Annotated in this window: 27 protein-coding genes; 11 read left to right on the top strand and 16 right to left on the bottom strand. The window is 72.2% G+C overall.

The genetic code is table 11. The features are described from left to right. Entirely contained in the window at window positions 1-1,599 is a 1,599-nt protein-coding gene (locus ACZ7OH_RS04960; protein WP_470279656.1) for a YibE/F family protein, read from the top strand. Window positions 1,600-1,673: 74 nt separating this feature from the next. Continuing rightward, entirely contained in the window at window positions 1,674-1,919 is a 246-nt protein-coding gene (locus ACZ7OH_RS04955) for a hypothetical protein (RefSeq protein ID WP_470279655.1), read from the top strand. Here ACZ7OH_RS04955 and ACZ7OH_RS04950 read toward each other — a convergent pair. Both ACZ7OH_RS04950 and ACZ7OH_RS04945 read right to left on the bottom strand, forming a co-directional pair. Continuing rightward, a complete protein-coding gene (locus ACZ7OH_RS04950) occupies window positions 1,891-2,532 on the bottom strand; it encodes a hypothetical protein (protein ID WP_400909031.1) in 642 nt (213 codons plus the stop codon). The genes ACZ7OH_RS04955 and ACZ7OH_RS04950 overlap by 29 nt on opposite strands. A 2-nt stretch (window positions 2,533-2,534) precedes the next feature. Further along, window positions 2,535-3,101: an MBL fold metallo-hydrolase gene (locus tag ACZ7OH_RS04945; RefSeq protein WP_470280309.1), complete on the bottom strand. Its 567-nt coding sequence runs from the start codon at window positions 3,099-3,101 to the stop codon at window positions 2,535-2,537. 147 nt (window positions 3,102-3,248) lie between these two features. On the opposite strand from ACZ7OH_RS04945, the gene ACZ7OH_RS04940 reads away from it, so the two are divergent. The 4 genes from ACZ7OH_RS04940 to ACZ7OH_RS04925 all read left to right on the top strand — a co-directional run bounded on the left by ACZ7OH_RS04940 (window position 3,249) and on the right by ACZ7OH_RS04925 (window position 6,376). Continuing rightward, entirely contained in the window at window positions 3,249-4,124 is an 876-nt protein-coding gene (locus ACZ7OH_RS04940) for a peptidylprolyl isomerase (RefSeq protein WP_470279654.1), read from the top strand. Next, window positions 4,124-4,903: an aminotransferase class IV gene (locus ACZ7OH_RS04935; protein ID WP_470279653.1), complete on the top strand. Its 780-nt coding sequence runs from the start codon at window positions 4,124-4,126 to the stop codon at window positions 4,901-4,903. The genes ACZ7OH_RS04940 and ACZ7OH_RS04935 overlap by 1 nt, the downstream gene beginning before the upstream one ends. Before the next feature lie 74 nt (window positions 4,904-4,977). Continuing rightward, on the top strand, window positions 4,978-5,748 hold the full coding sequence (locus tag ACZ7OH_RS04930) for a LysM peptidoglycan-binding domain-containing protein (protein WP_470279652.1): 771 nt from the start codon (window positions 4,978-4,980) through the stop codon (window positions 5,746-5,748). A 64-nt stretch (window positions 5,749-5,812) separates the two neighbouring features. Next, complete coding sequence (locus tag ACZ7OH_RS04925; RefSeq protein WP_470279651.1) at window positions 5,813-6,376, top strand: hypothetical protein; 564 nt, start codon at window positions 5,813-5,815, stop codon at window positions 6,374-6,376. Between the two features lie 29 nt (window positions 6,377-6,405). On the opposite strand, the gene ACZ7OH_RS04920 is transcribed toward ACZ7OH_RS04925, so the two are convergent. Continuing rightward, window positions 6,406-7,185: an enoyl-CoA hydratase/isomerase family protein gene (locus tag ACZ7OH_RS04920; protein WP_470279650.1), complete on the bottom strand. Its 780-nt coding sequence runs from the start codon at window positions 7,183-7,185 to the stop codon at window positions 6,406-6,408. Between the two features lie 73 nt (window positions 7,186-7,258). Here ACZ7OH_RS04920 and ACZ7OH_RS04915 point away from each other — a divergent pair, with 73 nt between their 5' ends. Next, entirely contained in the window at window positions 7,259-8,092 is an 834-nt protein-coding gene (locus tag ACZ7OH_RS04915) for an alpha/beta fold hydrolase (RefSeq protein WP_470279649.1), read from the top strand. Between the two features lie 6 nt (window positions 8,093-8,098). Here ACZ7OH_RS04915 and ACZ7OH_RS04910 read toward each other — a convergent pair whose 3' ends face one another. The 3 genes from ACZ7OH_RS04910 to ACZ7OH_RS04900 form a co-directional block, all read right to left on the bottom strand. Next, window positions 8,099-8,440, bottom strand: a complete 342-nt coding sequence (locus tag ACZ7OH_RS04910; protein ID WP_470279648.1) for a hypothetical protein — start codon at window positions 8,438-8,440, stop codon at window positions 8,099-8,101. Continuing rightward, on the bottom strand, window positions 8,440-10,104 hold the full coding sequence (locus ACZ7OH_RS04905; RefSeq protein ID WP_470279647.1) for a hypothetical protein: 1,665 nt from the start codon (window positions 10,102-10,104) through the stop codon (window positions 8,440-8,442). Before ACZ7OH_RS04905 ends, ACZ7OH_RS04910 begins: the two co-directional genes overlap by 1 nt. A 129-nt stretch (window positions 10,105-10,233) precedes the next feature. Then, window positions 10,234-11,253, bottom strand: coding sequence for a helix-turn-helix transcriptional regulator (locus ACZ7OH_RS04900; RefSeq protein ID WP_470279646.1), 1,020 nt, complete (start codon window positions 11,251-11,253; stop codon window positions 10,234-10,236). 88 nt (window positions 11,254-11,341) lie between these two features. On the opposite strand from ACZ7OH_RS04900, the gene ACZ7OH_RS04895 reads away from it, so the two are divergent. Beyond that, the gene (locus ACZ7OH_RS04895) at window positions 11,342-11,758 is read left to right on the top strand and encodes a cupin domain-containing protein (protein ID WP_470279645.1); all 417 of its coding nucleotides are present in this window, start codon (window positions 11,342-11,344) and stop codon (window positions 11,756-11,758) included. Next, window positions 11,755-12,156, top strand: coding sequence for a DUF1304 domain-containing protein (locus ACZ7OH_RS04890; protein ID WP_470279644.1), 402 nt, complete (start codon window positions 11,755-11,757; stop codon window positions 12,154-12,156). The genes ACZ7OH_RS04895 and ACZ7OH_RS04890 overlap by 4 nt, the downstream gene beginning before the upstream one ends. Here the strand turns inward: ACZ7OH_RS04890 and ACZ7OH_RS04885 are convergent. Continuing rightward, window positions 12,153-12,575 (bottom strand): MarR family winged helix-turn-helix transcriptional regulator, encoded by a 423-nt coding sequence (locus tag ACZ7OH_RS04885; RefSeq protein ID WP_470279643.1) that lies wholly within the window; start codon window positions 12,573-12,575, stop codon window positions 12,153-12,155. The genes ACZ7OH_RS04890 and ACZ7OH_RS04885 overlap by 4 nt on opposite strands. A gap of 45 nt (window positions 12,576-12,620) precedes the next feature. Between ACZ7OH_RS04885 and ACZ7OH_RS04880 the strand changes: the two genes are divergently transcribed. After that, entirely contained in the window at window positions 12,621-13,889 is a 1,269-nt protein-coding gene (locus tag ACZ7OH_RS04880; protein ID WP_470279642.1) for an amidohydrolase family protein, read from the top strand. Here ACZ7OH_RS04880 and ACZ7OH_RS04875 read toward each other — a convergent pair. The 8 genes from ACZ7OH_RS04875 to ruvC form a co-directional block, all read right to left on the bottom strand. Beyond that, window positions 13,865-16,213 (bottom strand): RelA/SpoT family protein, encoded by a 2,349-nt coding sequence (locus tag ACZ7OH_RS04875; protein ID WP_470279641.1) that lies wholly within the window; start codon window positions 16,211-16,213, stop codon window positions 13,865-13,867. The genes ACZ7OH_RS04880 and ACZ7OH_RS04875 overlap by 25 nt on opposite strands. A gap of 188 nt (window positions 16,214-16,401) precedes the next feature. Further along, window positions 16,402-16,920 (bottom strand): adenine phosphoribosyltransferase, encoded by a 519-nt coding sequence (locus ACZ7OH_RS04870; protein ID WP_470279640.1) that lies wholly within the window; start codon window positions 16,918-16,920, stop codon window positions 16,402-16,404. 1 nt (window position 16,921) lies between these two features. After that, entirely contained in the window at window positions 16,922-18,151 is a 1,230-nt protein-coding gene (gene secF / locus ACZ7OH_RS04865) for a protein translocase subunit SecF (RefSeq protein ID WP_470279639.1), read from the bottom strand. Between the two features lies 1 nt (window position 18,152). Further along, on the bottom strand, window positions 18,153-19,952 hold the full coding sequence (secD, locus tag ACZ7OH_RS04860) for a protein translocase subunit SecD (RefSeq protein ID WP_470279638.1): 1,800 nt from the start codon (window positions 19,950-19,952) through the stop codon (window positions 18,153-18,155). Between the two features lie 206 nt (window positions 19,953-20,158). Further along, complete coding sequence (gene yajC, locus ACZ7OH_RS04855) at window positions 20,159-20,566, bottom strand: preprotein translocase subunit YajC (protein WP_470279637.1); 408 nt, start codon at window positions 20,564-20,566, stop codon at window positions 20,159-20,161. A gap of 119 nt (window positions 20,567-20,685) precedes the next feature. Beyond that, window positions 20,686-21,753: a Holliday junction branch migration DNA helicase RuvB gene (ruvB, locus tag ACZ7OH_RS04850; RefSeq protein ID WP_400908978.1), complete on the bottom strand. Its 1,068-nt coding sequence runs from the start codon at window positions 21,751-21,753 to the stop codon at window positions 20,686-20,688. A gap of 8 nt (window positions 21,754-21,761) precedes the next feature. Further along, window positions 21,762-22,355, bottom strand: a complete 594-nt coding sequence (ruvA, locus tag ACZ7OH_RS04845; RefSeq protein ID WP_470279636.1) for a Holliday junction branch migration protein RuvA — start codon at window positions 22,353-22,355, stop codon at window positions 21,762-21,764. Further along, window positions 22,352-22,936, bottom strand: a complete 585-nt coding sequence (gene ruvC, locus ACZ7OH_RS04840; RefSeq protein WP_354828982.1) for a crossover junction endodeoxyribonuclease RuvC — start codon at window positions 22,934-22,936, stop codon at window positions 22,352-22,354. The genes ruvA and ruvC overlap by 4 nt, the downstream gene beginning before the upstream one ends. Before the next feature lie 75 nt (window positions 22,937-23,011). On the opposite strand from ruvC, the gene ACZ7OH_RS04835 reads away from it, so the two are divergent. Next, window positions 23,012-23,452 carry a cupin domain-containing protein gene (locus ACZ7OH_RS04835; RefSeq protein WP_470279635.1) on the top strand — a complete coding sequence of 147 codons (441 nt, stop codon included), beginning with the start codon at window positions 23,012-23,014 and terminating at the stop codon, window positions 23,450-23,452. Here the strand turns inward: ACZ7OH_RS04835 and ACZ7OH_RS04830 are convergent. Beyond that, window positions 23,449-23,997 (bottom strand): DUF4262 domain-containing protein, encoded by a 549-nt coding sequence (locus tag ACZ7OH_RS04830; RefSeq protein WP_470279634.1) that lies wholly within the window; start codon window positions 23,995-23,997, stop codon window positions 23,449-23,451. The two genes, ACZ7OH_RS04835 and ACZ7OH_RS04830, sit on opposite strands and share 4 nt — an antisense overlap. Window positions 23,998-24,020: the final 23 nt, after the last annotated feature.

The following is a 24,020-nucleotide window of genomic DNA, read 5'->3' as shown; positions in this document are numbered from 1 at the left end:
GTGGACCGCCCCGACCCCGACGACGACGCAACCGGCCCGATTCGCCGGATCACGGACGAGGTGTCCCCTTCGCCGGCGCGCGGTTCGTCCGGAACGCCGGGTACGCCCCGGAAACCCGCTCGCCGGACGCCGCCGCCCGAAGGCGCGCGCCGCGCCGCCGACCCCGCTCGCCGGCGCACCGACACCGGACCCCAGCGAGTCCCGGCCGACGACGCCGGCGCCGCGCGCGTTCCCCACGACAAGCGCGCCGACACCGGGCCCCAGCGCACCTCCCGGCGCGGCGACACCGGGCCGCAGCGCGCCGCCGAACCCGGCCGCCGCCCGGCCCGCACGGCCGAAAAACCCGAGCCAGAAACCGGGCACGGGCACGGGCATGGACACGGCCACGGGCCCGCCGCCCCCGCGTCGAAGCGCGTCAAGCTCCTGCTGATCTGGCTGCTCGCCCCGCTCGCGCTGGCGACCGTCGTCGGCATGATCGTGCTCTACCCCTGGGGCAAGCCGGACCCGAAGAGCGTCGTCCCGCAGGGCACGCCGGTGGCCGCGGACATCAGCACCACCGCCACCGGCCCCTGCCTCGCCCAGGGCCAGGTCCAGGTCGGCGACCAGACCGACCCGAACGCGAAGCCCTGCCTGACCGTCGACCTCACCATGACCGATGGCCCGGCGAGCGGGAAGCGGCTGAAGCTGACCGTCCCGATCGAGCCGAGCACGCCGCGGTTCGCCGCGGGCGACGCCGTCGTGCTCGCCTACAACGGCGGCAACGCCGGCGACCCGGCCAGCTTCCAGCTCGTCGACTTCCAGCGCGGCACCCCGCTGCTCGTGCTCGCCGCGCTCTTCGCGGTCGCCGTGCTGGTGCTCGGCCGCTGGCAGGGCGTCGCCGCGCTCGTCGCGCTCGGCCTGTCCTTCCTCGTGATCGCGCTGTTCATCCTCCCGGCCATCCTCGCCGGGGAGAACCCGCTGGTCGTGGCCATCGCGGGGTCCGGCGCGATCATGTTCATCGCCCTCTACCTGACCCACGGGCTGTCGGCGAGAACGTCCGCGGCCGTCCTCGGCACGCTGGTCAGCCTGGCCCTCATCGGCGTCCTGTCGGCGATCTTCTCCGCCGCGGCCTCGCTGACCGGGCTCGACGACAGCACGTCGACGCTCATCGGGTCGCTCGGCCACGGCATCGACTCGCGGGGCCTCCTGCTCGCCGGCGTCGTGATCGGCGCGCTCGGCGTGCTCGACGACGTGACCGTCACCCAGACCAGCGCCGTCTGGGAGCTGCGCCGCGCCAACCCGGACCTGAGCTGGCGGGAGCTGTACCACTCGGGGCTGCGGATCGGCCGCGACCACGTCGGTTCGGCGGTCAACACGCTCGTGATGGCCTACGCGGGCGCCGCGCTGCCGGTGCTGCTGTACTCGTCGATCTCCGGCGTCGGGCTGGGCTCGCTGCTCGGCAGCGAGGAGATCGCGCAGGAGATCATCCGGACGCTCGCGGGCAGCGTCGGCATCGTGGCGGCCGTCCCGGTGACGACGATCCTGGCCGCGCTGATCGCCTCCCGCGAGCCCGCCGGGTACCTCAGCAGCACCACGAAGGCCGTTCCGTCCCACCCGTAACACACCGGCGGACCCCGACCGAGCCTGACCGGCGAGAACGCGGTAGGAAGGCGGCAGCCGACCCGGGAGGCGCCATGTTCCTGCTCGCCGGTCCGCGATGCCTCGTCCGAGGGGCGCTGCGGGTGGTCACCGCCACCGTCCAGGCCGTGGAGTCGCTGCCGCGCATCGCCGCGGCGCTCGAGGACGTCCGGGCCACCCTGCACCACGTCGAGCGCCTCGCCGCGTACATCGCGCAGGAGGTGCCGGAGCTCGTCTACCAGCTCGAGCAGCTGCGCGAGGCGGACGAGGAGCTCAGTCGAGAGTCGCCACGAACCGGCTGACGGCCTCCATCGTGAACCGCTGCACGTACTTGCCCGACGGCGCCACCGACGCCAGCCGGTAGAGCGGGCGGTCGGCCACGCCGGAGCCGCGCGCCTCGGCCTTCAGCTCGGCAACCAGCAGCTCGCCGAACACCAGGCCGTTCGCCTCGGTGTTGTTCATCAGCGCGTTCGCCAGCTTCCGCAGCTGGAGGATGCCCAGCTCGCGGCCGCCGGTGCCGGAGAACACCGCGAGGTCGACCTTCCCGACCTTGCCGCGCTGGCCGGCGTTGACCAGCAGGCTCACCGTGCGGGAGCCGCGGACGTCGCCGATCACCAGGTCCAGCCGCGTCGCGGTGACGAGGTCGACGCGGCGCAGGCCCCAGGTGCGCACGAGCAGCGTCGAGCCCTCCAGCCAGACGCGGCGGCGAATGCTGACCGCCATCACGTACAGCAGCGGCAGCGCGATGACCAGGGCCACGACCAGGCCGATCAGCGTGCCGCCGATCAGGCCCGCGACGCCGCCGAACGCGGCCGCGACGATCAGCACGCCGATCAGGCCCGAGATCCCGCGGCGCCGGCGGCCCCGCGGGTCCTCCTCGAACAGCGCGAGCCGCTCGGTCGTCTCTTCCGCCATGCTCAGGCCCCCGTCCCGGCGAGGAACGGGTTGCCCGCGCGTTCCCGCCCGATCGTCGTGGCCGGTCCGTGGCCCGGCAGCACCACCGTGTCGTCGGGCAGGCTCTCCAGCAGGTCCCGCACGGCCTCCGCGTCGGCCCCGCGGCCGACCGACCCGGCGAACAGCGTGTCGCCGGTCAGCGCGAGCCGCCCGCCCTCGGCCGTCCCCAGGTTCAGCACCACCGAACCCGGCGTGTGCCCGGGCACGTACCGGACGTCGACGGCCAAACCGGCGAAGGTTCCCGCTTCGAGCGGCACGAAGTCGCCGTCGTAGAGCTCCGCGTCGCCCGCGTGCAGGTGCAGCGCGACGCCGTGCGCGGCCGACAGCGACGCGGCCGAAGCGACGTGGTCCGGGTGCCCGTGGGTGGCCACCAGCGCCGCCGGGACCAGCCGGTGCTCGGCGAGCGCGGCGGTCAGCGGGGCGGTGACGTCCTCCCCCGGATCCACGACCACGCACGGCCCGCCGGCGGCCTCCGCCAGCAGGTAGCAGTTGGCCTGCAGCGGGCCGCTGCCGAACCCGACGACGAGCACCGAACGCCTCCCGGACATCCGCGCCGGATGGCGCCGATCACGATCGGGTTGAGACTAGCGGGCCCTGTACATGGTCCTCACAGGCTGTGCCCATACACTGCCGCTACCTCAGACGTGTGACACGAGCGGAAACCTGGAGGGTACGGGGTGGCGACCAACCAGCAGCGCCGCGAAGCTGCGAAGCGCAAGCTCGAGAGGCAGCTCGAGCGCCGATTGGAGCAGCAGAAGCGACGCAGGAGGATCGGCGCTGGTGTCGTCGGCGTTGCCGTGCTCGTCGTGGCGGGCGTGGTGGTGTGGATCGTGAGCGCCAACGGCGGCGACAACACCGCCAACCCGGCGGCGTCGTCTTCGGCCGCGCCGCCGCCGACCGACCTCCGGATCCCGACGCAGCGCGCGGCGCTGCCGAAGCGGGCCACGGCCCTGCCGAACCCGACGACGTGCGACTTCAAGGCCGACACGACGGGCAAGGCGCCGAAGAAGGTGAACCTGCCCGACGGCAAGAACGTCCCGTCGACCGGCACGGTGAACGTGACGCTGAAGAGCACGGCGGGCGACATCCCGCTGACGCTCGACCGGGCGCTGGCGCCGTGCGCGGTGCAGAGCTTCATCAGCCTGGCGAAGCAGAACTTCTACAACGACACCATGTGCCACCGGCTCGGCACAGAGGGCCTGCAGATGCTGCAGTGCGGTGACCCCTCGGCCACCGGCGACCCGACGGCCGACGGCCAGGGCGGACCGGGCTACACGATGCCGGACGAGGCGTTCCCGCAGATCAAGTACGGCCGCGGCATCCTCGCGATGGCGAAGACGTCCGCCCCGAACTCCGGCGGCAGCCAGTTCTTCATGGTCTACGGCAACGCCGACGGCCTCCCGGCGGACTACTCGGTGTTCGGCAGCATCAGCGACGAGGGCCTGAAGGTCCTCGACGCCGTCGCCAAGGCCGGCATCGCGAACCCGAACCCGCAGGACGGCACCGGGGCGCCGACGAAGCAGGTGAAGTTCACGGGCGTGACCGTCCAGTAGTGGCGGCCCGCATCGAGCTGAACGGGGACCCGCTCGGCCCGGACGCCTTCGTCGCGGGAATGACCTCCTACGGTCACTTCACCGCGATGCAGGTCCGGGACGGGCGGGTCCGCGGGCTCGCCTTCCACCTCGAACGGCTCGCGACGAGCACCCGGCTGCTGTTCGGCACCGACCTCGACGTCGACCGCGTGCGGTCGTACGTCCGCCAGGCGATCGCCGGCGAACCGGCGCTTTCGGTGCGGGTCATGGTCCTCACGCGCTCGTTCGCCGAGCCGATGACCCCGGAGATCCTGGTCCGGACGCTCCCGCCGCACCCGCCCGAGCCGGCACCCCTGCGCCTGGCGACGGTCCGGTACCAGCGGGATCTGCCGCAGGTGAAGCACCTCGGCACGTTCGGGCTGATCTACCACTCCCGCCAGGCCGAGCTGGCCGGTTTCGACGATGCGCTGTTCATCGATCCGGCCGGCCGGATCAGCGAGGCCTCGGTGTGGAACACCGGTTTCCTGGCCGGCGACACCGTCGTGTGGCCGGAAGCCGCGGTGCTGCCGGGCATCACGATGCTGGTGCAGAAGGAAGCGTTGCGCCGCCTCGGTGTCCCGCAGGAGACGCGCGAAGTACGGCCCGCGGACCTGCGCGATTTCGACGCGATGTTCGTGACGAACTCCGAAACGCCGGGGCGCGCGGTCGCCTCCGTCGACGACCTCGTGCTGCCGCCCGCGGACCGCGCGGTGAAGCTGCTCGCCGAGGCGTACGAAACCGTGCCGTGGGACGAGATCTGAACCGCATCCGCTCCGCCCCCGTGTAGAGGGGCAACACCGGGACCCGCCGGGGTCACCGGGGAGAGGGGCCGACGATGGTCGCAAACCCCGCGGTGCGCCGCGTGCTCGGGCGGGCCGGGGCAGCCGGTGTCCTCTTCGCCGTGCTCGCCGGGGGTCCCGCGCTCGCGCAGACCCAGCCGCCTCCGCCGGCCGTCAAGTACTTCATCGTTCCGCACGCGGACAACCCGGAAGACATCACGCTGTTCAAGATCGCCGAGCGAGCCCTCGGCGACGGCAACCGGTTCCCCGAGATCTTCAAGCTGAACCAGGGCCGGCCGAGACCCGACGGGACGCCCTTCACCGACCCCGCCGCCATCGAACCCGGCCAGGTGCTGCAGCTGCCCGACGACGCCCGCGACCCCGCCGTGCGGTTCGGGCCGCTGCCGGCCACTCCCCCGGCTCCCGCCCCACCGCGGGCCGAACCCACCGAGGAACCTTCCGGTCTCGGCGTCGGGCTCGCCTCGGCCGTCAGCGGCACCGGCGGGGTGCTGACCGGCCTGATCGCCGGGCTCTGGTGGCGCCGCCGGCCGCGGCTCGTTCCGCCGCCGCCGTTCGAACCGGTCGAAGAAAGCGAAGACGGCTCCGGCTCGGTCAGCGGCACGCTGCCGATCCCGGTCGTGCCGGAAGTCCTGCGGCCGCCGGAACCGATCACGACCGAGCTCGCGATCATCGTGCTCGACACGGCCGAGACCCAGGTGATCGCGGCGGTCCGGCCCGGCTCGCGGTTCCACGTCCGGGTGGGCGGGAAACCGGACTTCGCCGACGACTCCACCGTGCTCGTGGTGGACGGCGAAAGCGATCCCTGAGCTGAACGGATCAACCAGCGCCCGAACGCTGGCCTCGGGGCGCCGGTGCCGCAATAGTCGAACGATGACCTCGGATCCGTTCGGGACTCTGCGCAAAACGCTCTGGATCGGTGGTGCCCCGTGGACGGGCAAGTCGACCGTCGCCCGGCTGCTGGCCGAGCGGCACGGGCTGACGACCTACCACCACGACGACCGGACCCGGCCCGCTGCCGGCCCGGCCGACGACGCCCCCGCCGGCGACCAGCTGGTCGCGCTGCTGGCCGAGTTCCGGCAGCGGTTCGAATGCGCGCTGGCCGACCTGCGGGCCCTGACCTCGCCGCGGCCGATCGTCGCCGAGGGCCGGGGGCTGCGCCCGGAACTGGTGGCGCCGCTGGTGGATTCGCCGAGCCGGATGGTCGTGCTGGTGCCGACCGAGCTGTTCCGCCAGCACCAGCTGCGGCACCAGTCGGACGAGCCCGCCATCCCGCGCCAGCGCACCCGCCTGACGCGTGACCGGATGCTCGCCGCACAGGCCGTGCGCTCGGCCCGCGAGCTCGGCATCCGCGTCATCGAGATCGACGGCAGGCTCGACCCCGCCGGCGTGACGGACATCGTCGCCGAGCACTTCCGCCCCTACCTGGACGCGTGACTGTCCGAACGCGACAGTCCGCAGGCTCCTCAGCGGAACGTGAACCGCGGCGGGCGGCGCTCCAGGAAGGCGGCGACTCCCTCCGCGTAGTCGACGCCGTGCAGGGCCTCGGAGCGGATCTCCTCGACTTCGGCGTCCGGCGTCTCCTGGCCCGCGACGATCTTCTCGATGATCCGGTTCATCCCGCGGATCGACGCCTGCGACCGCGAGCAGAGCGTCGCGACGAACTCCTGCGTCGACGACTCCAGCGCCGCGGCCGGGAAGACGTCGTTGAGGAGGCCGATCTCGCGCGCGCGGGCGGCGGTGATCAGCTCGCCCGACAGCAGGAAGTACTTCGCGTGCGCCGGCCCGACCAGCGACACGAGCTGGCGCGTCGAGTCGAAGTGGTAGACGATGCCGAGCTTCGCCGGCGTGATGCCGAACCGGGAACCGTCGGCGGCGAACCGGAAGTCGCAGGCGACCGAGACCTGGCAGCCGCCGCCGATGCAGTTGCCCTGGATCATCGCCACCGACGGCTTGCGCAGCGCGGTCAGCGCCGCCACCGCGCCCTCGACCGCCTTGTCGTAGCTCGCCGCGCCCTCGGCCGTGGTGCGCAGCTCGCCGAACTCGCTGATGTCCGCGCCCGCCGAGAAGTGCTTCCCGGCGCCCGCGATCACGAGCACCTTCACCGCGGGATCGGCGTCGACCTCGGCCACGACGTCCGGGATCGCCGACCACATGCCGTAGGTGATCGCGTTCATCTTCTCCGGGCGGGTCAGCGTGAGCCGGGCGACTTCGCCGTCGCGCGTCAGCTCGAATCCGTCGGTCATGGTTGGCACCCTAGCTTCTCGCCCTGAGCGAAAACTGCGGTGTGTGACACGGTCGGGTGGCTAGCTTGGGGGCATGGCGATGATCGAGGTGGGCGGGACGGCGTTCGGCTACGACGAAGCGGGAGAGGGGCCCGCGGTCGTGCTGCTGCACGCCGCGATCGGCGACCGCCGGATGTGGGACGCCCAGTTCACCGCGCTCGCCGCCACGCACCGGGTGATCCGCTACGACCGCCGCGGCTTCGGCGAAACCGCCGACGGCCCCGGCGAGTACGCCCACTTCGAGGACCTGCTGGCCCTGCTCGATGCCCGGGGGATCGAGCGGGCCGCGCTGGTCGGGGCGTCGATGGGCGGGGCGTGCGCGCTGGACGCCGCCCTGGCCGCGCCGGAGCGGATCACCCGGCTCGCGCTGCTCGGCTCGGGCCTGACGGGGCACACCTGGCCGGACCACATGCAGGCTGACATCGCCCGGCTGACCGCGGAGGTGCTCCCCGCCGGGCGGCTCGCCCAGTACGCCGCCCGGGAGATCGACGTCGACCCGGCGGACGTGCGAGCGATGGCCGAGGCGAACCTCCGCTACCTCGTCGCCGGGCCCGAGCGGGACGTCTCGGTCCTGCCGCCGGACATGGTCACGCTCGTGCGAGAGATGTGCGAGCAGGTCTACCGGCACGACTGGACCGCTCCACAGTGGACGGAGAAGATCCCGGACACCCGGCACCGGCTGGGCGAGATCACGACCCCGGGCCTGGTGGTGATCGGGACGGCGGACGCGCCCGGCCTCGTCGAGCTGTCCCACCACCTCGCGGCGTCGCTGCCGAACGCCGAGCTCGCCGAACTCCCCGACACCGGCCACCTGCCGGCGATGGAACGGCCGGACGAGGTCACCGCGTTGCTGCGGAAGGTTCTCTGACCCGGCTCAGGTGAAGATCTTCTGCACCTGGTCGGAGATCTTCGCGACGAGCTCGGAGAACTGCGCCAGCCCGCCGAGCAGCCCCTTGATCTTTTCCCAGCGGCTGCGCACCACGGCCGGCTCCGCCGCCTCGCCCGCGCGCAGGTCGCCCGCCAGGTCGGTCAGCGCGTCTTCGAGCACCTCCTGCTTCGCGAGGTCCTTCCCGCGCACCTCGGCCGTCAGCCGCTCGACCAGCCGCAGCAGCGCGGGAACCGGGTCGTCGGCGGCGGTGCCTTCGATGCCGGTCTGGGTGATCTTCCCCGAGTTGTCCCCGCCGATGCTGACCTTGTTCGTGATCCGGTGTCCCATCAGGCCTCCGTGCCGGCGTTGCGGCCGTTCGTCTTCGGCACGCGCGGCCGCGGGCCGCGCTGACCGGTCTGGGTGATCGGGGCGCGATTGTCGCCGCCGATGCTGATGTCGTTGTTGATCACGACCGCCGCCTGCTCTTCGAACTTCGCCGTCGAGAACCCGGCGTCGCCGAGCAGCTTGCCGATCGTCGGCAGCAGCCTGCTCCCGATGATCTTCTCGTAGCGTTCGACGTCGACGAGCTGGAAGTAGTCGGTGAAGAGGTTCACCGCCGCGAGCTCGCGCAGGGTGCGCGCGGCGCCGTAGCGCTCCGGGTCGATCACGCCGGCCTCGCGTTTCGGCCGCCGGATCCACGACGCCAGGTTGGCGATCCGGCCTGGCAGGCTCGCCGGCAGCTCCAGCCAGGCGAGCAGCCCCTGCCCGAACGGGCGCAGCGACTCCTGCCGCATCTTGTCCACGACGCGGTACTCGGCGCGGATCGGCGGCAGCATGAACGGCGTCCACTCGACGTAGAGCGTCGTGTCGTCCACGGCCACGTGCAGGAACGTCGTGAGCACCAGGTCCCGGTCCCAGGTCTCCACCTGGAAGCACAGGTAGTAGCGCGCCCATTCCTTGGGCTCGCGCCGGATCCGCTCGACCTCGGCCTCGGTCAGCCGGGTGTGCGGCGGGTACTCGATGTCCGGCAGGAAGGACGCGGCGTCGCCCTCCGCGAGGTGGTCGATGAGCTCGGCGGCCGGGGTGAACACCGCGTCGGTCACGGTCAGGCCGCCCAGCCGCCGGTCCGGCGACAGGGCGGCCGACTGCCGCAGGTCCGCGATCGCGCCGCGGATCTCCTCGTACAGCGTCTCGGTGGTCAGCTCCCGCCGGGTCTCCGGGTCGCTCTCGTCGTCTTCGAGCCGCTCCAGCGGGATCGCCATCGACCACGCGTCCCGGCGGAAACCCGCGCCCACGAAGGGTTTGTAGCCGCGGTACACCACCAGCGGCGCGCCGGGCACCCCGGCGAACTCGTCACCCCGCCGGTAGCGGCCGAGCTGCTCGCGGAAGTCCTCGGTGAACAGCCCGGAAAGGCTGCCGGTGTCCGGGGCCGGCGGGGCGAAGCGCTTGAAGCGGGTCGTCAGCAGGTTCCACAGCGACCAGCGCTCGAACGTGACGACCATCAGCACGACCACGGCCAGCACGACGCCGACGACGAACCGGGCGGTGCCGTCGCCGGAAGTGCCGCCGTAGTCGATGTCCTCGGCGTAGCGCGACGAATACGAGCTCGAAGAGCCGAAGATCTGGTCCGAGTAGAGCAGCAGCCACGCGACCACGACGGCGGCGATCAGCAAGGCGAGCGTCTTCGGGGTGAACACCCGCTCGTTCGCGTACGCGTTCTTGCCCGCCCGCGCGAGCACCAGCACGGCCGACAGCACGATCCAGCCGTACAGCAGCGGGTTGTCCCACGACAGCCCGATGACGACGGCCATCAGCCCCACCAGCAGGCCGTCGTAGTTCTTGCGCCGCGCCCGCGCCCGGACCGCTTCGGTGAGCACGCGGCCGGCGTCGAGGCCCGGTGACGGCGGGACCGGCCGGGTCGGCTCGACGAGGAACTCGGTGATCGCCTCGGTGCTGTAGCGGGGATCGAGGTAGGAAGCCGCGCACAAGTAGCGCGTGGTGTCGTCGGACATGCTGCCCCCTCGGCTCGGCTGGCCCGGCAATTTGCGGACCGTAGCATGCAGTCGGGAAAACCGGCACCGCAATTCCGGGCGGAAAAACCCCGCGGTTCTTCGGCCGTTTCCGGCGGCCCGCGGAAACGGTCAGGAAAGCAGCTTCGCCGTCAGTTCGCCGCGGCTGCGGACGGCGACCTTCGCGAACACCGCCTTGAGGTGGTCCTGCACCGTGTGCGCCGAGATGCCGAGCCGGTCCGCGATGTCCACAGTGGACCGGCCGGCCAGCACCTCGCGGCAGACGTCGCGCTCGCGGGCGGTCAGGCCGTAGGCCGCCAGCCGCACGCTCAGCAGCTCGGCCCCCGACGCGCGGGCGACCGTCACCACCGTCTCGTCGGCGTCCTCGGCGACCAACCTGCTGGCGTGCAACACGATCCAGCCGCCGCGCGCGTCGCGGACGCGGGCGCGGAAGGTGCCCGTCACCGCCGCCCGCGCGCCGGTCACCACCGCGCACAGCAGCACCGCGAACCGGCCGGCGGCGATCTCGTCCAGTTCGGACCGCCACGCCGCGGCCGCCGCGGTGGCCGCCCGCTGCCTGCCGTCCGGGCCGGCCACGACGATCGCCGGGTCGGCCCGCTCCCCCGCGTCCCGCGTGCGCGCGGCCACCCGCGTCGCGGCCGCCACCGCCGGCGCGATCGCCGTCAGGAACTCGACTTCGCGGTCGCTGAACTCGCCGCGGCGCACCAGGCCGGCCGCGCCCCACGACGTCCCGTCGACGCGGAACACCGCACGCAGCTCGTGGCCGAGGCCGAGCGGCCGCCAGACGTCGTTGAGCCGGCCGCTGCGTTCGACGTCCCGGTGCGGCAGGTCCGAGAGCCGGGCCACCGGCACCGGGCGCGCGGCCAGCTCGGCGAAGGTGTGCGGCTGGGCGCCGTCGTACTCGTAGGTCGCCAGCAACGGCTCGTACTCGCCGGGGATCCGGGCGCGGCCGCTGGTCATCGAGCTGATCACCGCGGTGTCCGGGTCCAGCGACGCCCAGCAGCTGAGCTCGGTGGGCACCACCCGCTCGACCAGCTCGATGGCGGCGGCGTGCAGCTCGGCGACCCCGAGGCCCGCCGTCGCGAGTGCGGCGATGTCGCGCCGCGCGCCCTGCGCCCGACCCTCCCACATGAGCGCAGTATGCGCCGCCGCGCGCCGGTGCGGGTATCCCACATTCCCGGGATGGTCCCCCGCCCGCCCGGTTCCTAGCGTCGGGCCCATGACCCACTTCAGCGCCCCGGGCGAAGGCCCGGAACTCGATTCGAAGGACGCCCGGATCACCGTCAAGGTCGGTGCCGAGCACACCGGCGGGGCCTACGAGCTGTTCGAGGTCGACGCGCCCCGCGGGCCGTCGGTCCCGCCGCACGCCGAGCCCTGGGCGAAGAGCTTCTACGTGCTGCACGGCCGCATCACGGTCTACGTCGACGGCGAGCTGCACGACCTGGGCCCCGGCGCGTCGATCAGCATCCCGGCGGGCGCGGTCAACACCTTCACCGTGCACACGCCGTCGGCGAAGTTCCTCGCGGTCAGCCTGACCGACGCCATGGGCCGCTTCTTCCGCGACGTCGACCAGGCCCCGGCGGAACGGATCCCGGAGGTCGCGAGCCGGCACGGCGTCGAGCTGGTGCGGCCGTGAACGCCGTCGTCCAGGTCTGCGCCGGGATCGCCGCGCTGGTGCACCTGCTCGCGTTCACGTGGGAGGTCCTGCTGTTCGAACGGCCGGGCGTGCACGAGGGCATCTTCAAGATCCCCACGGCGAACCTGCCCGCCACCCGGCTGTGGTCGTTCAACGTCGGGTTCTACAACCTGTTCCTGGCCGCCGGGCCGATCGCCGGGCTGGTCCTGCTGCACACCGGTCAGACCACCGCCGGGCGCGCGCTCGTGCTCTACACCTGCGCGTACATGGCCCTGGCCGGGATCGTCCTGGGCGTGTCCGACCTGCTCGCCCTCAGCCGGCCCCGCGGCGCGGGCCGGGGCGGCGCCCTCGCCCAGGCGGTTCCCCCGGCGGTCGCCCTCGTCGCGGCGCTCTTCTAGCTCTGCTCGAGCAGCTGCTCGCTCCACGCCCGGATCGCCGCGGCCTGGCCGGGTGTGAGGCGATCGAGGACGAGCCGGCGGATGTTGGCGCCGTGCGCCCGGGTCGCCCGCTCCGCCGTGCGACGGCCTTCGCCGGTCAGCTCGACCCCGGTGCGCCGGCCGGTGGCGCCGTCCTCGGTCCGCGCCACCAGGCCGCGGTTCTCCATCCGCGTCAGCAGGTGCGCGACGCGGCTCTTCTCCCAGTCGAGCGCGTCGGCGAGCTCGCCGACGCGCATCGGGCGGGTCAGCGTCCTCAGCACGCTGTATTCGGCCTTCGAGATGCCGCAGTCGCGCTGCAGCCCGCGGTCGAGTTCACCGGCGAGCCGCCGCTGGGCGCGCATCCAGGTGTCCCAGAACTCCCACTCCGCCGGCTCCAACATGGGCGTAGCATACAGAGTTGACGCGTCAACTCTGGGAGGAGACCGATGAAGACACTGCTGCGCGGCGGCATGGTGGTCAGCATGGATCCGGCGCTCGGGGACCTGCCCCGTGGCGACGTGCTCATCGAGGACGGCCGGATCGCCGCCATCGGCGCCACGCTCGACGCCGACGCCGAGATCGTCGACGCGACGGGGAAGATCGTGCTGCCCGGGTTCGTCGACACGCACCGGCACACCTGGCAGACGGCGTTCCGCGGCCTCGGCGCGGACTGGACGTTCGACCAGTACCGCGTCGCCGCGCACGGCACGCTCAAACCGCACTACCGGCCCGAGGACGTCTACCTGGGCAACCTCCTCGGCCGCCTCGAAGCCCTGAACTCCGGCGTCACGACCATGCTCGACTGGTTCCACTGCGCTCTGCACCCGGAGAACGCCGACGCCGCGATCGCCGGGCTGCGCGACGCACCGGGCCACTCGATCTTCTGCTACGGCGCCGACGGGCCGGACATCACGCCGGAGATCCGGCGGGTGCGGGCCCTGCTGCCGGGCGAGGACATGGCGCTGGGCCTGCGCGGCCCGGTGATGTCCACCATGGACGAGACCGCCGCCGATGTCGCGCTGGCGCGGGAACTCGGGCTCCCCGTGAGCACGCACGTCCACGGCACCGGCGGGTGGCGGTACGGCGACCGCCCGATCGAGGGCATGCGCGCGCGGGGCCTACTCGACGACCGCACAACCATCGTGCACGGCAACGGCCTCTCCGACGACCAGCTGGCGATGCTCGCCGACGCCGGTTCCGCGGCGTCGGTCAGCCCGGACGTCGAGTTGAAGATGGGCTTCGAGCCGCTGATCACCGGCCGGGCGCTGGCCGCCGGGCTGCGTCCGTCGCTGTCGGTCGACGACTGCCTGTCCGCCGGCGGTGACCTGTTCGGCGCCATGCGCACCGCACTGGCCGCCGAGCGCGGCGGCGTCACGGCTCGCGACGTCCTCGAGTTCGCCACGGTGAACGGCGCCCGGGCCTGCGGGCGCGACGCCGGCAGCCTCGCACCCGGCAAGGCCGCCGACCTGGTCCTGCTGGACGCCGAGGACCTCTCGGTCTTCCCCGTCGGCGACCCGGTCCGCACCATCGTCAGCGCCGGGCACCCCGGGCTGGTGGACAGCGTCTACGTCGCCGGGAAGGCGGTCAAACGGGACGGGCGCCTGCTCGGCGTCGACCTGCCGCCGTTGCGCGCGCGGCTCCTGGAGTCGCGCGAGCGGATCGCCGCGGCCGCCGGCGTCTCCTGGCTCACTCAGGAAGCCGACGTCACGCGGTAGACGTCGTAGACGCCTTCCACGCCGCGGACCACCTTGAGGACGTGGCCGAGGTGCTTGGGGTCGCCCATCTCGAACGAGAACCGGCTGACCGCTACGCGGTCGCGGGACGTGGTCACCGACGCCGAGAGGATGTTGACCTTCTCGTCCGCCAGCACCTTGGTCACGTCGGAGAGCAGGCGGTGCCGGTCGAGCGCCTCGACCTGGATGGCCACCAGGAACACCGAAGACGCCGAGGGCGCCCACTCGACCTCGACCAGCCGCTCCGGCTGGGACTGCAGGTCGCCGGCGTTGGTGCAGTCGGTGCGGTGCACCGAAACACCGCCGCCGCGGGTCACGAACCCGAGGATCTCGTCGCCCGGCACCGGGGTGCAGCAGCGGGCCAGCTTCGCCCAGACGTCGCTGGCGCCCTTGACCACGACACCCACGTCGTTGGAGCCGCGGCGGCGGGTGACGGTCGACGGCGTGGCGCGCTCGGCGAGCTCTTCCTCCGCCGCGTCGACGCCGCCGATCAGCGCGACCAGGCGCTGCACGACGTGCTTCGCGCTGGTGTGGCCCTCCCCGACCGCCGCGTACAGCGACGAGATGTCGGCGTGGCGCAGTTCGGTGGCGACCGCGCCCATCGACTCCGCGGAGACCAGGCGCTGGATCGGCAGGCCGACCTTGCGGATCTCCTTGGTGATGGCTTCCTTGCCGCCTTCGATCGCCTCGTCGCGGCGTTCCTTGGCGAACCACTGCCGGATCTTCGCGCGCGCCTTCGGCGAGCCGGCGAACTGCAGCCAGTCCCGCGACGGCCCCGCGTTCTCCGCCTTGGAGGTGAAGATCTCGACGACTTCGCCGTTTTCCAGCTTGCGTTCCAGCGCGACCAGGCGGCCGTTGACGCGGGCGCCGATGCAGCGGTGCCCGACCTCGGTGTGCACGGCGTAGGCGAAGTCGACCGGCGTCGAGTCCACGGGCAGCGTGATGACGTCGCCCTTGGGCGTGAACACGAAGATCTCGCGGGAGGCCAGCTCGTAGCGCAGCGACTCGAGGAAGTCACCCGGGTCCGCCGCTTCGCGCTGCCAGTCGAGGAGCTGGCGCATCCACGCCATCTCGTCGACGTCCATGGCGTTGCCGGTGTGCGTGCCCTTGGTTTCCTTGTAGCGCCAGTGCGCGGCGATGCCGTACTCGGCGGTGCGGTGCATCTCGTAGGTGCGGATCTGCACCTCGAGGGGCTTGCCGTCCGGGCCGATCACCGTGGTGTGCAGCGACTGGTAGACACCGAAGCGCGGCTGCGCGATGTAGTCCTTGAACCGGCCGGGGACCGGCTGCCACAGCGCGTGCACGACGCCCATGGCGGCGTAGCAGTCGCGGACGTCCTCGACGAGGATCCGGACGCCGACCAGGTCGTGGATGTCGTCCAGGTCGCGGCCGCGGACGATCATCTTCTGGTGGATCGAGTAGTAGTGCTTCGGCCGGCCCTCGACCTTCGCGGTGATCCGCGACGACACGAGGTTGCTGGTCAGGTCGGTGATGACCGAGCGCAGGTAGATGTCGCGCGAGGGCGCGCGGTCGGCGACCAGGCGCACGATCTCGTCGTACTTCTTGGGCTGCAGGATGGCGAACGCGAGGTCTTCCAGCTCCCACTTGACCGTGGCCATGCCGAGGCGGTGGGCCAGCGGGGCGAGGACCTCGAGTGTCTCGCGGGCCTTGCGGGCCTGCTTCTCCGGCGGGAGGAAGCGCATGGTGCGCATGTTGTGCAGCCGGTCGGCGAGCTTGATGACCAGGACGCGGGGGTCCTTGGCCATCGCGATGACCATCTTGCGGATGGTCTCGGCCTCGGCGGACGTGCCGAGCTTGACCTTGTCCAGCTTGGTGACGCCGTCGACGAGCTCGGCGACCTTCTCGCCGAAGTCGGCCTTCAGGCTCTCGACGGCGTAGCCGGTGTCCTCGACGGTGTCGTGCAGCAGGGCCGCGACCAGCGTCGTGGTGTCCATGCCCAGCTCGGCGAGGATGGTCGCGACGGCGAGCGGGTGGGTGATGTAGGGGTCGCCGGACTTGCGCCGTTGGTTCCGGTGCAGCTCTTCGGCGACGTCGTAGGCGCGCTGGAGCAGCCCGAGGTCGCCGTTGGGGTGCAGCTCGCGGTGGATGACGGCCAGGGGTTCGAGGACCTGCTTGACCGGGGCGGCGCGCTGCGCGGTGATCCGCCGGGCGAGGCGCGCCCGGACCCGCCGGGTCGCGGACGGGTTCGGCGCCGCACCGTTCGGCCTCGGCGGCTGGGCCGCCGCCTGCCCGTTCTGCGGGGCGCCCTCTTTCGCGGGCACCGCGGCGTCGAGCTCCTGGCTCACCCGCACCTCCTGCTGCTCGTGCGGCCTTCGGAACACCAGGGTAGCCGCTACGCCTCGCGGCCCTCTCGGGTGCGCCCGTTCAGGGGGATGCCGAGCCCACGACCTGCGGCTTCACCACCGGGGGTGGCGAAAGTCATGAGGGGCACCTTCCCGGCCTTCAAAGCCAGGAAAGTGCCCCTCACGGAAGGTCAGCAGGACTGCAGGGCGTGGATCTCGCGGTTGCCCAGCACCTCGCGGCCGCGCAGGGCCGCCAGTTCCAGGACCACCGACACGCCGTCGACCACGGCTCCCGCGTCTTCCAGGAGCTTGCCCGTCGCCGCGACCGTGCCGCCCGTGGCCAGGACGTCGTCGAGGATCGCCACGCGCTGGCCGGGCCGCACCACACCCGCCGGGAGCTCGACCGTCGCCGTGCCGTACTCCAGCGCGTAGTCCACCCGGCCCGCCACCTGCGGGAGCTTGCCGGGCTTGCGGATCAGCACCACGCCGAGGCCGCGGGCGTACCCGACGGCCGCGGCGAGGAGGAACCCGCGGGCTTCCACACCCGCGAGCGCCTCGACACCGGGTTCCAGCGTCTCCGCCAGCGCGTCGGTCACCGCCCTGAACGCGCCCGCGTCCGCGAAGAGCGGGCTCAGGTCGCGGAACAGCACGCCGGGCTCGGGGAAGTCCGGCACCTCGGCGATGAGGCCGAGGGCGTCGTCGAGCTCCACGTCAGCGCTTCCGCTTGCCCGCGGGCTTGCCGGACGGGCGCTGCTTCTGGATGCGGGCGGGGACGCTGGCCGCGGCCGCGTACGCCTTCTCCTTGCGCAGCTCCTTCGCCAGGGCGTCGTCGTCCGAAGCGTCGAAGTCCTCTTCACCCGCCGCCTTGCGCTCCTGGGTGACGCGGCGCTGGCGGACCCGCTCGGCCTGCTGCGCGTACTTCGGGTCGCGCATCTTGAAGTCGACCAGCAGCGGCGTGGCCAGCGCGACCGACGACAGGACGCCGACCAACGTACCGGTGAGCTGCACCAGCGCGAGGTCCTGCAGCGTGCCCGAGCCGAGCAGGACGTACCCCACGATCAGCAGGCCCAGGATCGGCAGCAGCGCGATGAACGCCGTGTTGAACGACCGCATCAGGGTCTGGTTGAGCGCCAGGTTGGCGGCCTCGCCGTAGGTGCGGCGGGTCAGCCCGAGCAGGCCGCGCGTGTTCTCGCGGACCTTGTCGAACACCACCACCGTGTCGTACAGCGAGAACCCGAGGATCGTCAGCAGGCCGATCACCGTCGCCGGGGTGACCTCGAAGCCGACCAGCGAGTACACGCCGGCGGTGACCAGGATGTCGTGCAGCAGCGAGACGAGCGCCGCCGCGGCCATCCGCAGGTCGAAGTAGATCGCCAGGAAGATGACCACCGCGACGAGGAACACGCCGAGCGCGATCAGCGCCTTCTGCGAGATCTCGCCGCCCCACGACGCGCTCACCGCGCTGTCGCTGATCGCCTGCGCGCTGGGCTGGCCGTTGGTGCCCTTCGGCCCCAGGTCCTGGAACAGGGTCTGCTTGACCTTGGCGACGTCGGCCGCGTTCAGCGCGTCGGTGCGGATCTGGATGGTCGACGCCGCACCGCTGCCGACCTTCTGCGCCTCGGCCGGCGGGCGGCCGAGCGCCTTCTCGAACGAGTCCTTCGCCTGCTGCTCGGTGATCAGGCCGTGCGTGCCGTTGGCCGGCATCTGGATCTGCGTGCCGCCCTCGAACTCGATGCCGAGGTTGAACCCGCGGATGATCATCGACGCGAGGCAGATCAGCACCAGCGCGCCGAAGAAGACGTACCAGCGCTTGCGCTTGCCGACGACGTCGAAGGCGCCCGTGCCGACGTAGAGCCGGTGGAAGACGCTTTCCCTCTTGCCGGGCTTCACCGCCGCCTTGGCGTTGCCTTCGGCGTCCGTGCCCAGTTCTTCGACCCCCACGTCAGGCCTCCTTCACGTTCGCGCGGCCGACCGAGGTCGACTTCTTACGCTGCGAACCCACTTGCTGCACGGCGCCGAGGCCCAGGTTCCTCGGATTGGACAGGAACGGCGACTTCGACGTGGACACGATGGCCACCAGCGGGTGCGTCACCAGGTACACGACCACCAGGTCGAGCACGGTGGACATACCGAGGGTGAACGCGAAGCCCTGGACGTCGCCGACCGCGATGACGTACAGGATCGCCGCGGCCAGGAAGCTCACGCCGTCCGAAGCCAGGATGGTGCGCCGGGCGCGGACCCAGCCGCGCGGCACCGCGGACCGGAACGTCCGGCCCTCTCTGATCTCGTCTTTCAGCCGTTCGAAGTAGATGACGAACGAGTCCGCCGTGATGCCGATCGCGATGATCAGGCCGGCGATGCCCGCGAGGTCCAGCGTGTAGCCGATCCAGCGGCCGAGCAGCACCAGCACGGCGAACACCAGCGCGCCGGACAAGGCCAGCGACAGGATGGTGAGCACGCCGAGCAGGCGGTAGTAGAACAGGCAGTAGATGAACACCACCAGCAGGCCGATGCCGCCGGCGATGAGACCGGCCTGCAGCGAGGCCAGGCCGAGGGTCGCCGACACCGTGGTCGCGTCCGAGGACGCGAACGACAGCGGCAGCGAGCCGTACTTGAGGATGTCCGACAGGTCCTTCGCCTCGGCCTGCGTGAACTTCCCGGTGATCTGGGTGTTGCCGTCCAGGATGGCCACCTGGATGTTCGGCGCGGACACGACCTGCGTGTCGAGCACGAACGCGGCCTGCTGGTTGACGTTCTTCGACGTGAAGTCCGCCCAGATCTTGGTGCCCTCGCTCTTGAAGCTGAGGTTCACCACCCACTGGCCGTTCTGCGTGTTGTACGTCGAGTTCGCGTCGGCGATCTCGGTGCCCGGCAGGAACTCCGGCTCCAGCAGGTACTTGTACGTGTCGTGGTCACCGCAGGCGACCAGCGGCAGCTTCGGGTCGTCGTTGCCCTCGAGGGGGTCCTTGGCGTTCGGCGCGCAGGTGAGCGACGCCATCGCCTTCGCGACGAGCTCCTGGTTCGGCTGGCCGTCGGCGCCGATCAGGCCCTTGTTCTGGCGGACCGCCTTCGCGGCCTGGATCTGCTGCGCGGTCTGCGCGTCCACCGAACCGTCGGAGGGCGCCGGGGCCTGGCTCGACGCCGGCGGCGGGGTGGTGCTGCTGCTCGGCGGGGCCGGCGTGCTGCTCTGCTGCGGCGCGGGCGCGGCACCCGGGGCGCCACCGCCACCGGGCTTGGTCGTCGTCGGGGCCCCCGAGGAGGCCGCCGGAGCGCCCGAAGACGGCGGCGTCGATTTCGGGGCGCCCGAGGTCGGGGCGCCGGTGGCCGGCGGCGGGGTCGTGGTCTGCGGCGGCACGACCGGCTGGGTCGCGTTCGCGACGACCTTGCGGAAGCCGAGCTTCGCGGTCTTGCCCAGGTTCTTCGCCTGGTCGCCCTGCTCGCCGGGGACGGTGATGACGACGTTGTTGCCGTCGAGGAGGACCTCGGTGCCGCTGACGCCGATCCCGTTGACGCGCCGCTCGATGATCTGGCGCGCCTGGTTCAGGGATTCCCGGGTGGGCTGGCCGCCGTCGGGGGTGCGGGCGGTGAGCGTGACCCGGGTGCCGCCTTGCAGGTCGATGCCCAGCTTCGGGGTCGGCTTGTGGTTGCCGGTGAGGAACACCAGCGCGTACAGCACGATCACGATCAGGGCGAAGAAGGCGAGATAGCGTCCCGGGCGGAGATGCCCGGCCGATGATGCCACGGTGGATCGGTCTCCTCGGACTGGGTTGCGCAGGCGTTGCGGTGCCCGCCCGGAGGGTTACCGGGAGGGACTGTGTGCGATTCACTCCCGGGCACGGGTATGACGGCGGACACGCACGCAGCACCGAGACACTACTCGGTGCTGCGTGAGCCCGGCGTGCGAGGCCACACCGACTTTCGTCGGGCGTTCCCGGGGTGGCGCGAGGCCTACTTCTTGCCGTGCTCCAGCGGCGGGGCCACCTGGGCGGTGGTCTGCGGCTCGTCGTCCTTGATGCCGGAGCCCGACTCGATGATCGACTCCTCGGCCGGGGCGTCCACGACGTCGTCGGTGGCGTCCTCGTCGGTCTCGACGACGGGCTCGACCTTCTCGCGGACCGCGAGCCGCAGCCAGGTGGTGACGACGCCGGGGGCGATCTCGATGTCGATCGTGTTGTCGCCCGAAGCGTCGGCGACGGTGCCGTAGAGACCCGACGTGGTCATCACGCGGTCACCGGGCGCCAGGCTGCTCTGCAGGTCCTGCTGCGCCGCCTGCTGCTTCTTCTGCTTGCGCGTGCTCATCACCAGCGGCACGGCGAGGACGAGCACGAGCAGCAGGGGCAGCAATAGCTGTTGCATGATTCTCCGTTCGACGGACACCGGGCCCAGCCGAAATGTCCGGTTTTTGGGTATGTGCTCCTGTCAAGTGTGCCAGGTACCAGCGCGGACGCCGACACCCACCCGCTGGTCCCGGCCGCTCAGTCCTGCTCGAACGGCGCGAGCCCGCCCGGGTCGGGGCGCCCCGGGTGGTCGGCGGGCGGCACCAGGCCGAGGTGCTCCCAGGCGGCCGCCGTGGCGACCCGGCCCCGCGGGGTGCGGGCGAGCATACCGGCGCGGACCAGGTAGGGCTCGCACACCTCTTCCACGGTGGTCGCCTCCTCCCCCACGGCCACCGCCAGCGTCGAGATCCCGACCGGTCCGCCGCCGAACGACCTGGTCAGCGCGGTGAGCACGGCCCGGTCGAGCCGGTCGAGCCCGAGCTCGTCGACGTCGTAGACGGCCAGCGCCGCACGCGCGACCTCCAGGGTCACCTTGCCGTCGGCGCGGACCTCGGCGTAGTCGCGGACGCGCCGCAGCAGCCGGTTCGCGATCCGGGGCGTCCCGCGGGAGCGGCCGGCGATCTCCTGGCAGCCGTCGCGGTCGATCGGGATGTCGAGGATCGTCGCGGCGCGGCGGACGACCAGCTCCAGCTCGGTGTCGGTGTAGAACTCCATCTGGCCGGTGAAGCCGAACCGGTCGCGCAGCGGGCCGGTCAGCGAACCCGACCGCGTGGTCGCCCCGACCAGCGTGAACGGCGCGATCTCCAGGGGGATGCTGGTGGCGCCCGGGCCCTTGCCGACGACGACGTCGACCCGGAAGTCCTCCATCGCGAGGTAGAGCATCTCCTCGGCCGGGCGGGCGATGCGGTGGATCTCGTCGATGAACAGCACGTCGCCGGGCGCGAGGTTGGACAGCATCGCGGCGAGGTCGCCGGCCCGCTCCAGCGCGGGGCCCGAGGTGATCCGGATGGCCGCGCCCAGCTCGGCCGCGACGATCATCGCCATCGACGTCTTGCCGAGGCCGGGCGGCCCGGAGAGCAGGACGTGGTCGGGCGGCACGCCGCGGCGGCGGGCGCTCTCGAGCACCAGCTCCAGCTGCTCGCGCACGCGCGGCTGGCCGACGAACTCGTCGAGCTTGCGGGGCCGCAGCGTGCCCTCGACGGTCTCCTCGCCGGTCTGGGCCCACGCCGAGAGGGCTTCGTCTTCCTCCACGGCTTCATACTCCACGGCCGCGCCTACCGCTTCCGGCCGAGGGTGGCCAGCGAAGCGCGCAGCACGCTCGCCGTCGTGTGGCCGTCACCGTCGGCGAGGACCTTGTCGACCGCCTGCTCGGCCTGCTTGGCCGGGAACCCGAGGCCGGCCAGCGCTTCGACGACCTCGGCGCGCAGCGCACCGGGCGCCGTGACGGCCGGAGCCTCGCCGGAGCCGAGCGCGGTGACCTTGTCGCGCAGTTCCAGGGTGAGCCGTTCGGCGCCCTTGCGGCCGATGCCGGGCACCGAGGTGAGCACGGTGATGTTGCCTTCGACCAGCGCGGCGCGCAGCTTGTCGGGGTCCAGCACGGCGAGGGTGGCCAGCGCGAGCCGCGGCCCGATCCCGGACACCGTCTGCAGCAGGCCGAACAGTTCGCGCGCGTCGGCATCGGCGAAGCCGAACAGCGTCAGCGAGTCCTCGCGCACGACCAGCGCGGTGTGCAGCCGGGTTTCTTCGCCGCGGCGCAGGGTCGCCAGCGTCGCCGGGGTGGCCTGCACGGCGAAGCCGACCCCGCCGACCTCGACCACGACGTGGTCCAGGCCGACGATGAGGACTTCTCCGCGTACCGACGAGATCATCGTGCTGCTCCAGGGTTCTTGGCTTGTTTCGCCGCCGCGGCGAGGCGGGCTTTGTGCGTGCGGGCCATCTCGGCCGCGCGGGCTTCGGCTTCGGCGAGCCGGGCCCGCATCGGCTCGCGCCAGAGGTGGCAGATGGCCAGGGCGAGGGCGTCCGCGGCGTCGGCAGGGTGCGGCGCGACCTCGAGGTTGAGCAGCCGCATCACCATGGCCGTGACCTGGGCCTTGTCCGCTCGGCCGGAGCCGCTGACCGCGGCCTTCACCTCGCTCGGCGTGTGGAAGACGACCGGCAGGCCCCGGCGCGCGGCCGCCAGGGCGACCACCCCGCCGGCCTGCGCGGTGCCCATCGCGGTCCGGACGTTGTGCTGGGCGAAGACGCGCTCGACGGCCACGGCCTGCGGCTTGTACTTGTCCATCCACCGCTCGACCTCGTCGGAGATGCCGAGCAGGCGGTGGGCCAGATCGGCGTCGGGCGGCGTCCGCACGACGTCGACGGCGACGCACCGGACGGCCCGGCCCTTGCCGCCGTCGACGACCCCCAGGCCGCACCTGGTCAGACCGGGGTCGACCCCGAGCACCCGCACCCGTTCTTCCTTCCCGCCGCGAACACCAGTTCGAGCTAGCAGGCTACTGGCCGCGCCTCCGGCAGGATGGCAGACATGCCGCAGCCGTCGGATTTCATCACCCACCTGGGACTTGAGCCGTTGCCCGTAGAAGGCGGGCGGTGGGCGCAGAGCTGGCGCTCGGCCGACGGGTCCGCGATCTACTACCTGCTCATCGCGCCGGAGCGCTCGGCACCGCACCGGCTGGACCGCACCGAGGTCTGGGTCCACCACGCGGGGGCTGCGGTCGCGATGCTGCTGCTGCACCCGGACGGCTCGGTCGAGCGCCCGGTGCTCGGCACCGACGTCGCTGCCGGCGAGCGGCCGCAGGTCGTCGTGCCCGCCGGGACGTGGCAGGCCGCGGTCACGCGCGGGGAGTGGAGCCTGCTGGGCACGGTCGTGGTGCCGCCGTACACCGACGACTGCGTGGAGTTCTCCCCCGCCGCGGAACTGGGCCGGCAGTACCCCGAAGCGGCCACCGACCTGGGAAAGTTCTAGGGGCCGTCGACGCCGGCGGTCCAGCTTTCCGGGTCGCCGCTCTCGGTCAGCACCGGCTGCCACCGGGCGAACCCCTCGGGCGCGTCCGGGTGCCACGGGAACTTGCCCTCCGGCGTCGCGACGATCAACTGCAGCGCCGGGAAGTCGCCGTCCGGGTAGATGAGGAAGGCCGTGCCGAAGTATTCGGGGTAGTGACCCTTGTTGACGCGCTCGAGCACGACGGGGACGCCCTCGAAGAAGTCGTCGTAGCGGCGGCCGACCTCGAAGATCTCGCCGTTGGCCGCGCGGTCGACGTAGGCGTCGAGCAGCACCTGGCCCATCTGCGCCGGCAGCCCGACCACGACGGCCTCCGGCACGTGGTGCAGCGCCCACGCGCAGGCGGTGAAGCAGTAGCCGGCGCCCTCGTCGTCCCCGGCGACCGTGATGACCGCGTTGCCGCGTTCCTTCGCCTGCGTCTCGATCCATTCGATGAGACGCAGTTCCTCGGCGGACAGTTCGGCGGTGATGTCGGCGGAGGCGGGGGTCGTCGAGGTCACGGCGCACATTCTGCCTGACGAGACCCGGAGAG

Source organism: Amycolatopsis sp. NPDC114478, from assembly GCF_055633805.1.
The sequence above is the reverse complement of the archived record's forward strand: the minus strand, read 5'-3'. Positions and strand labels throughout refer to the sequence as shown.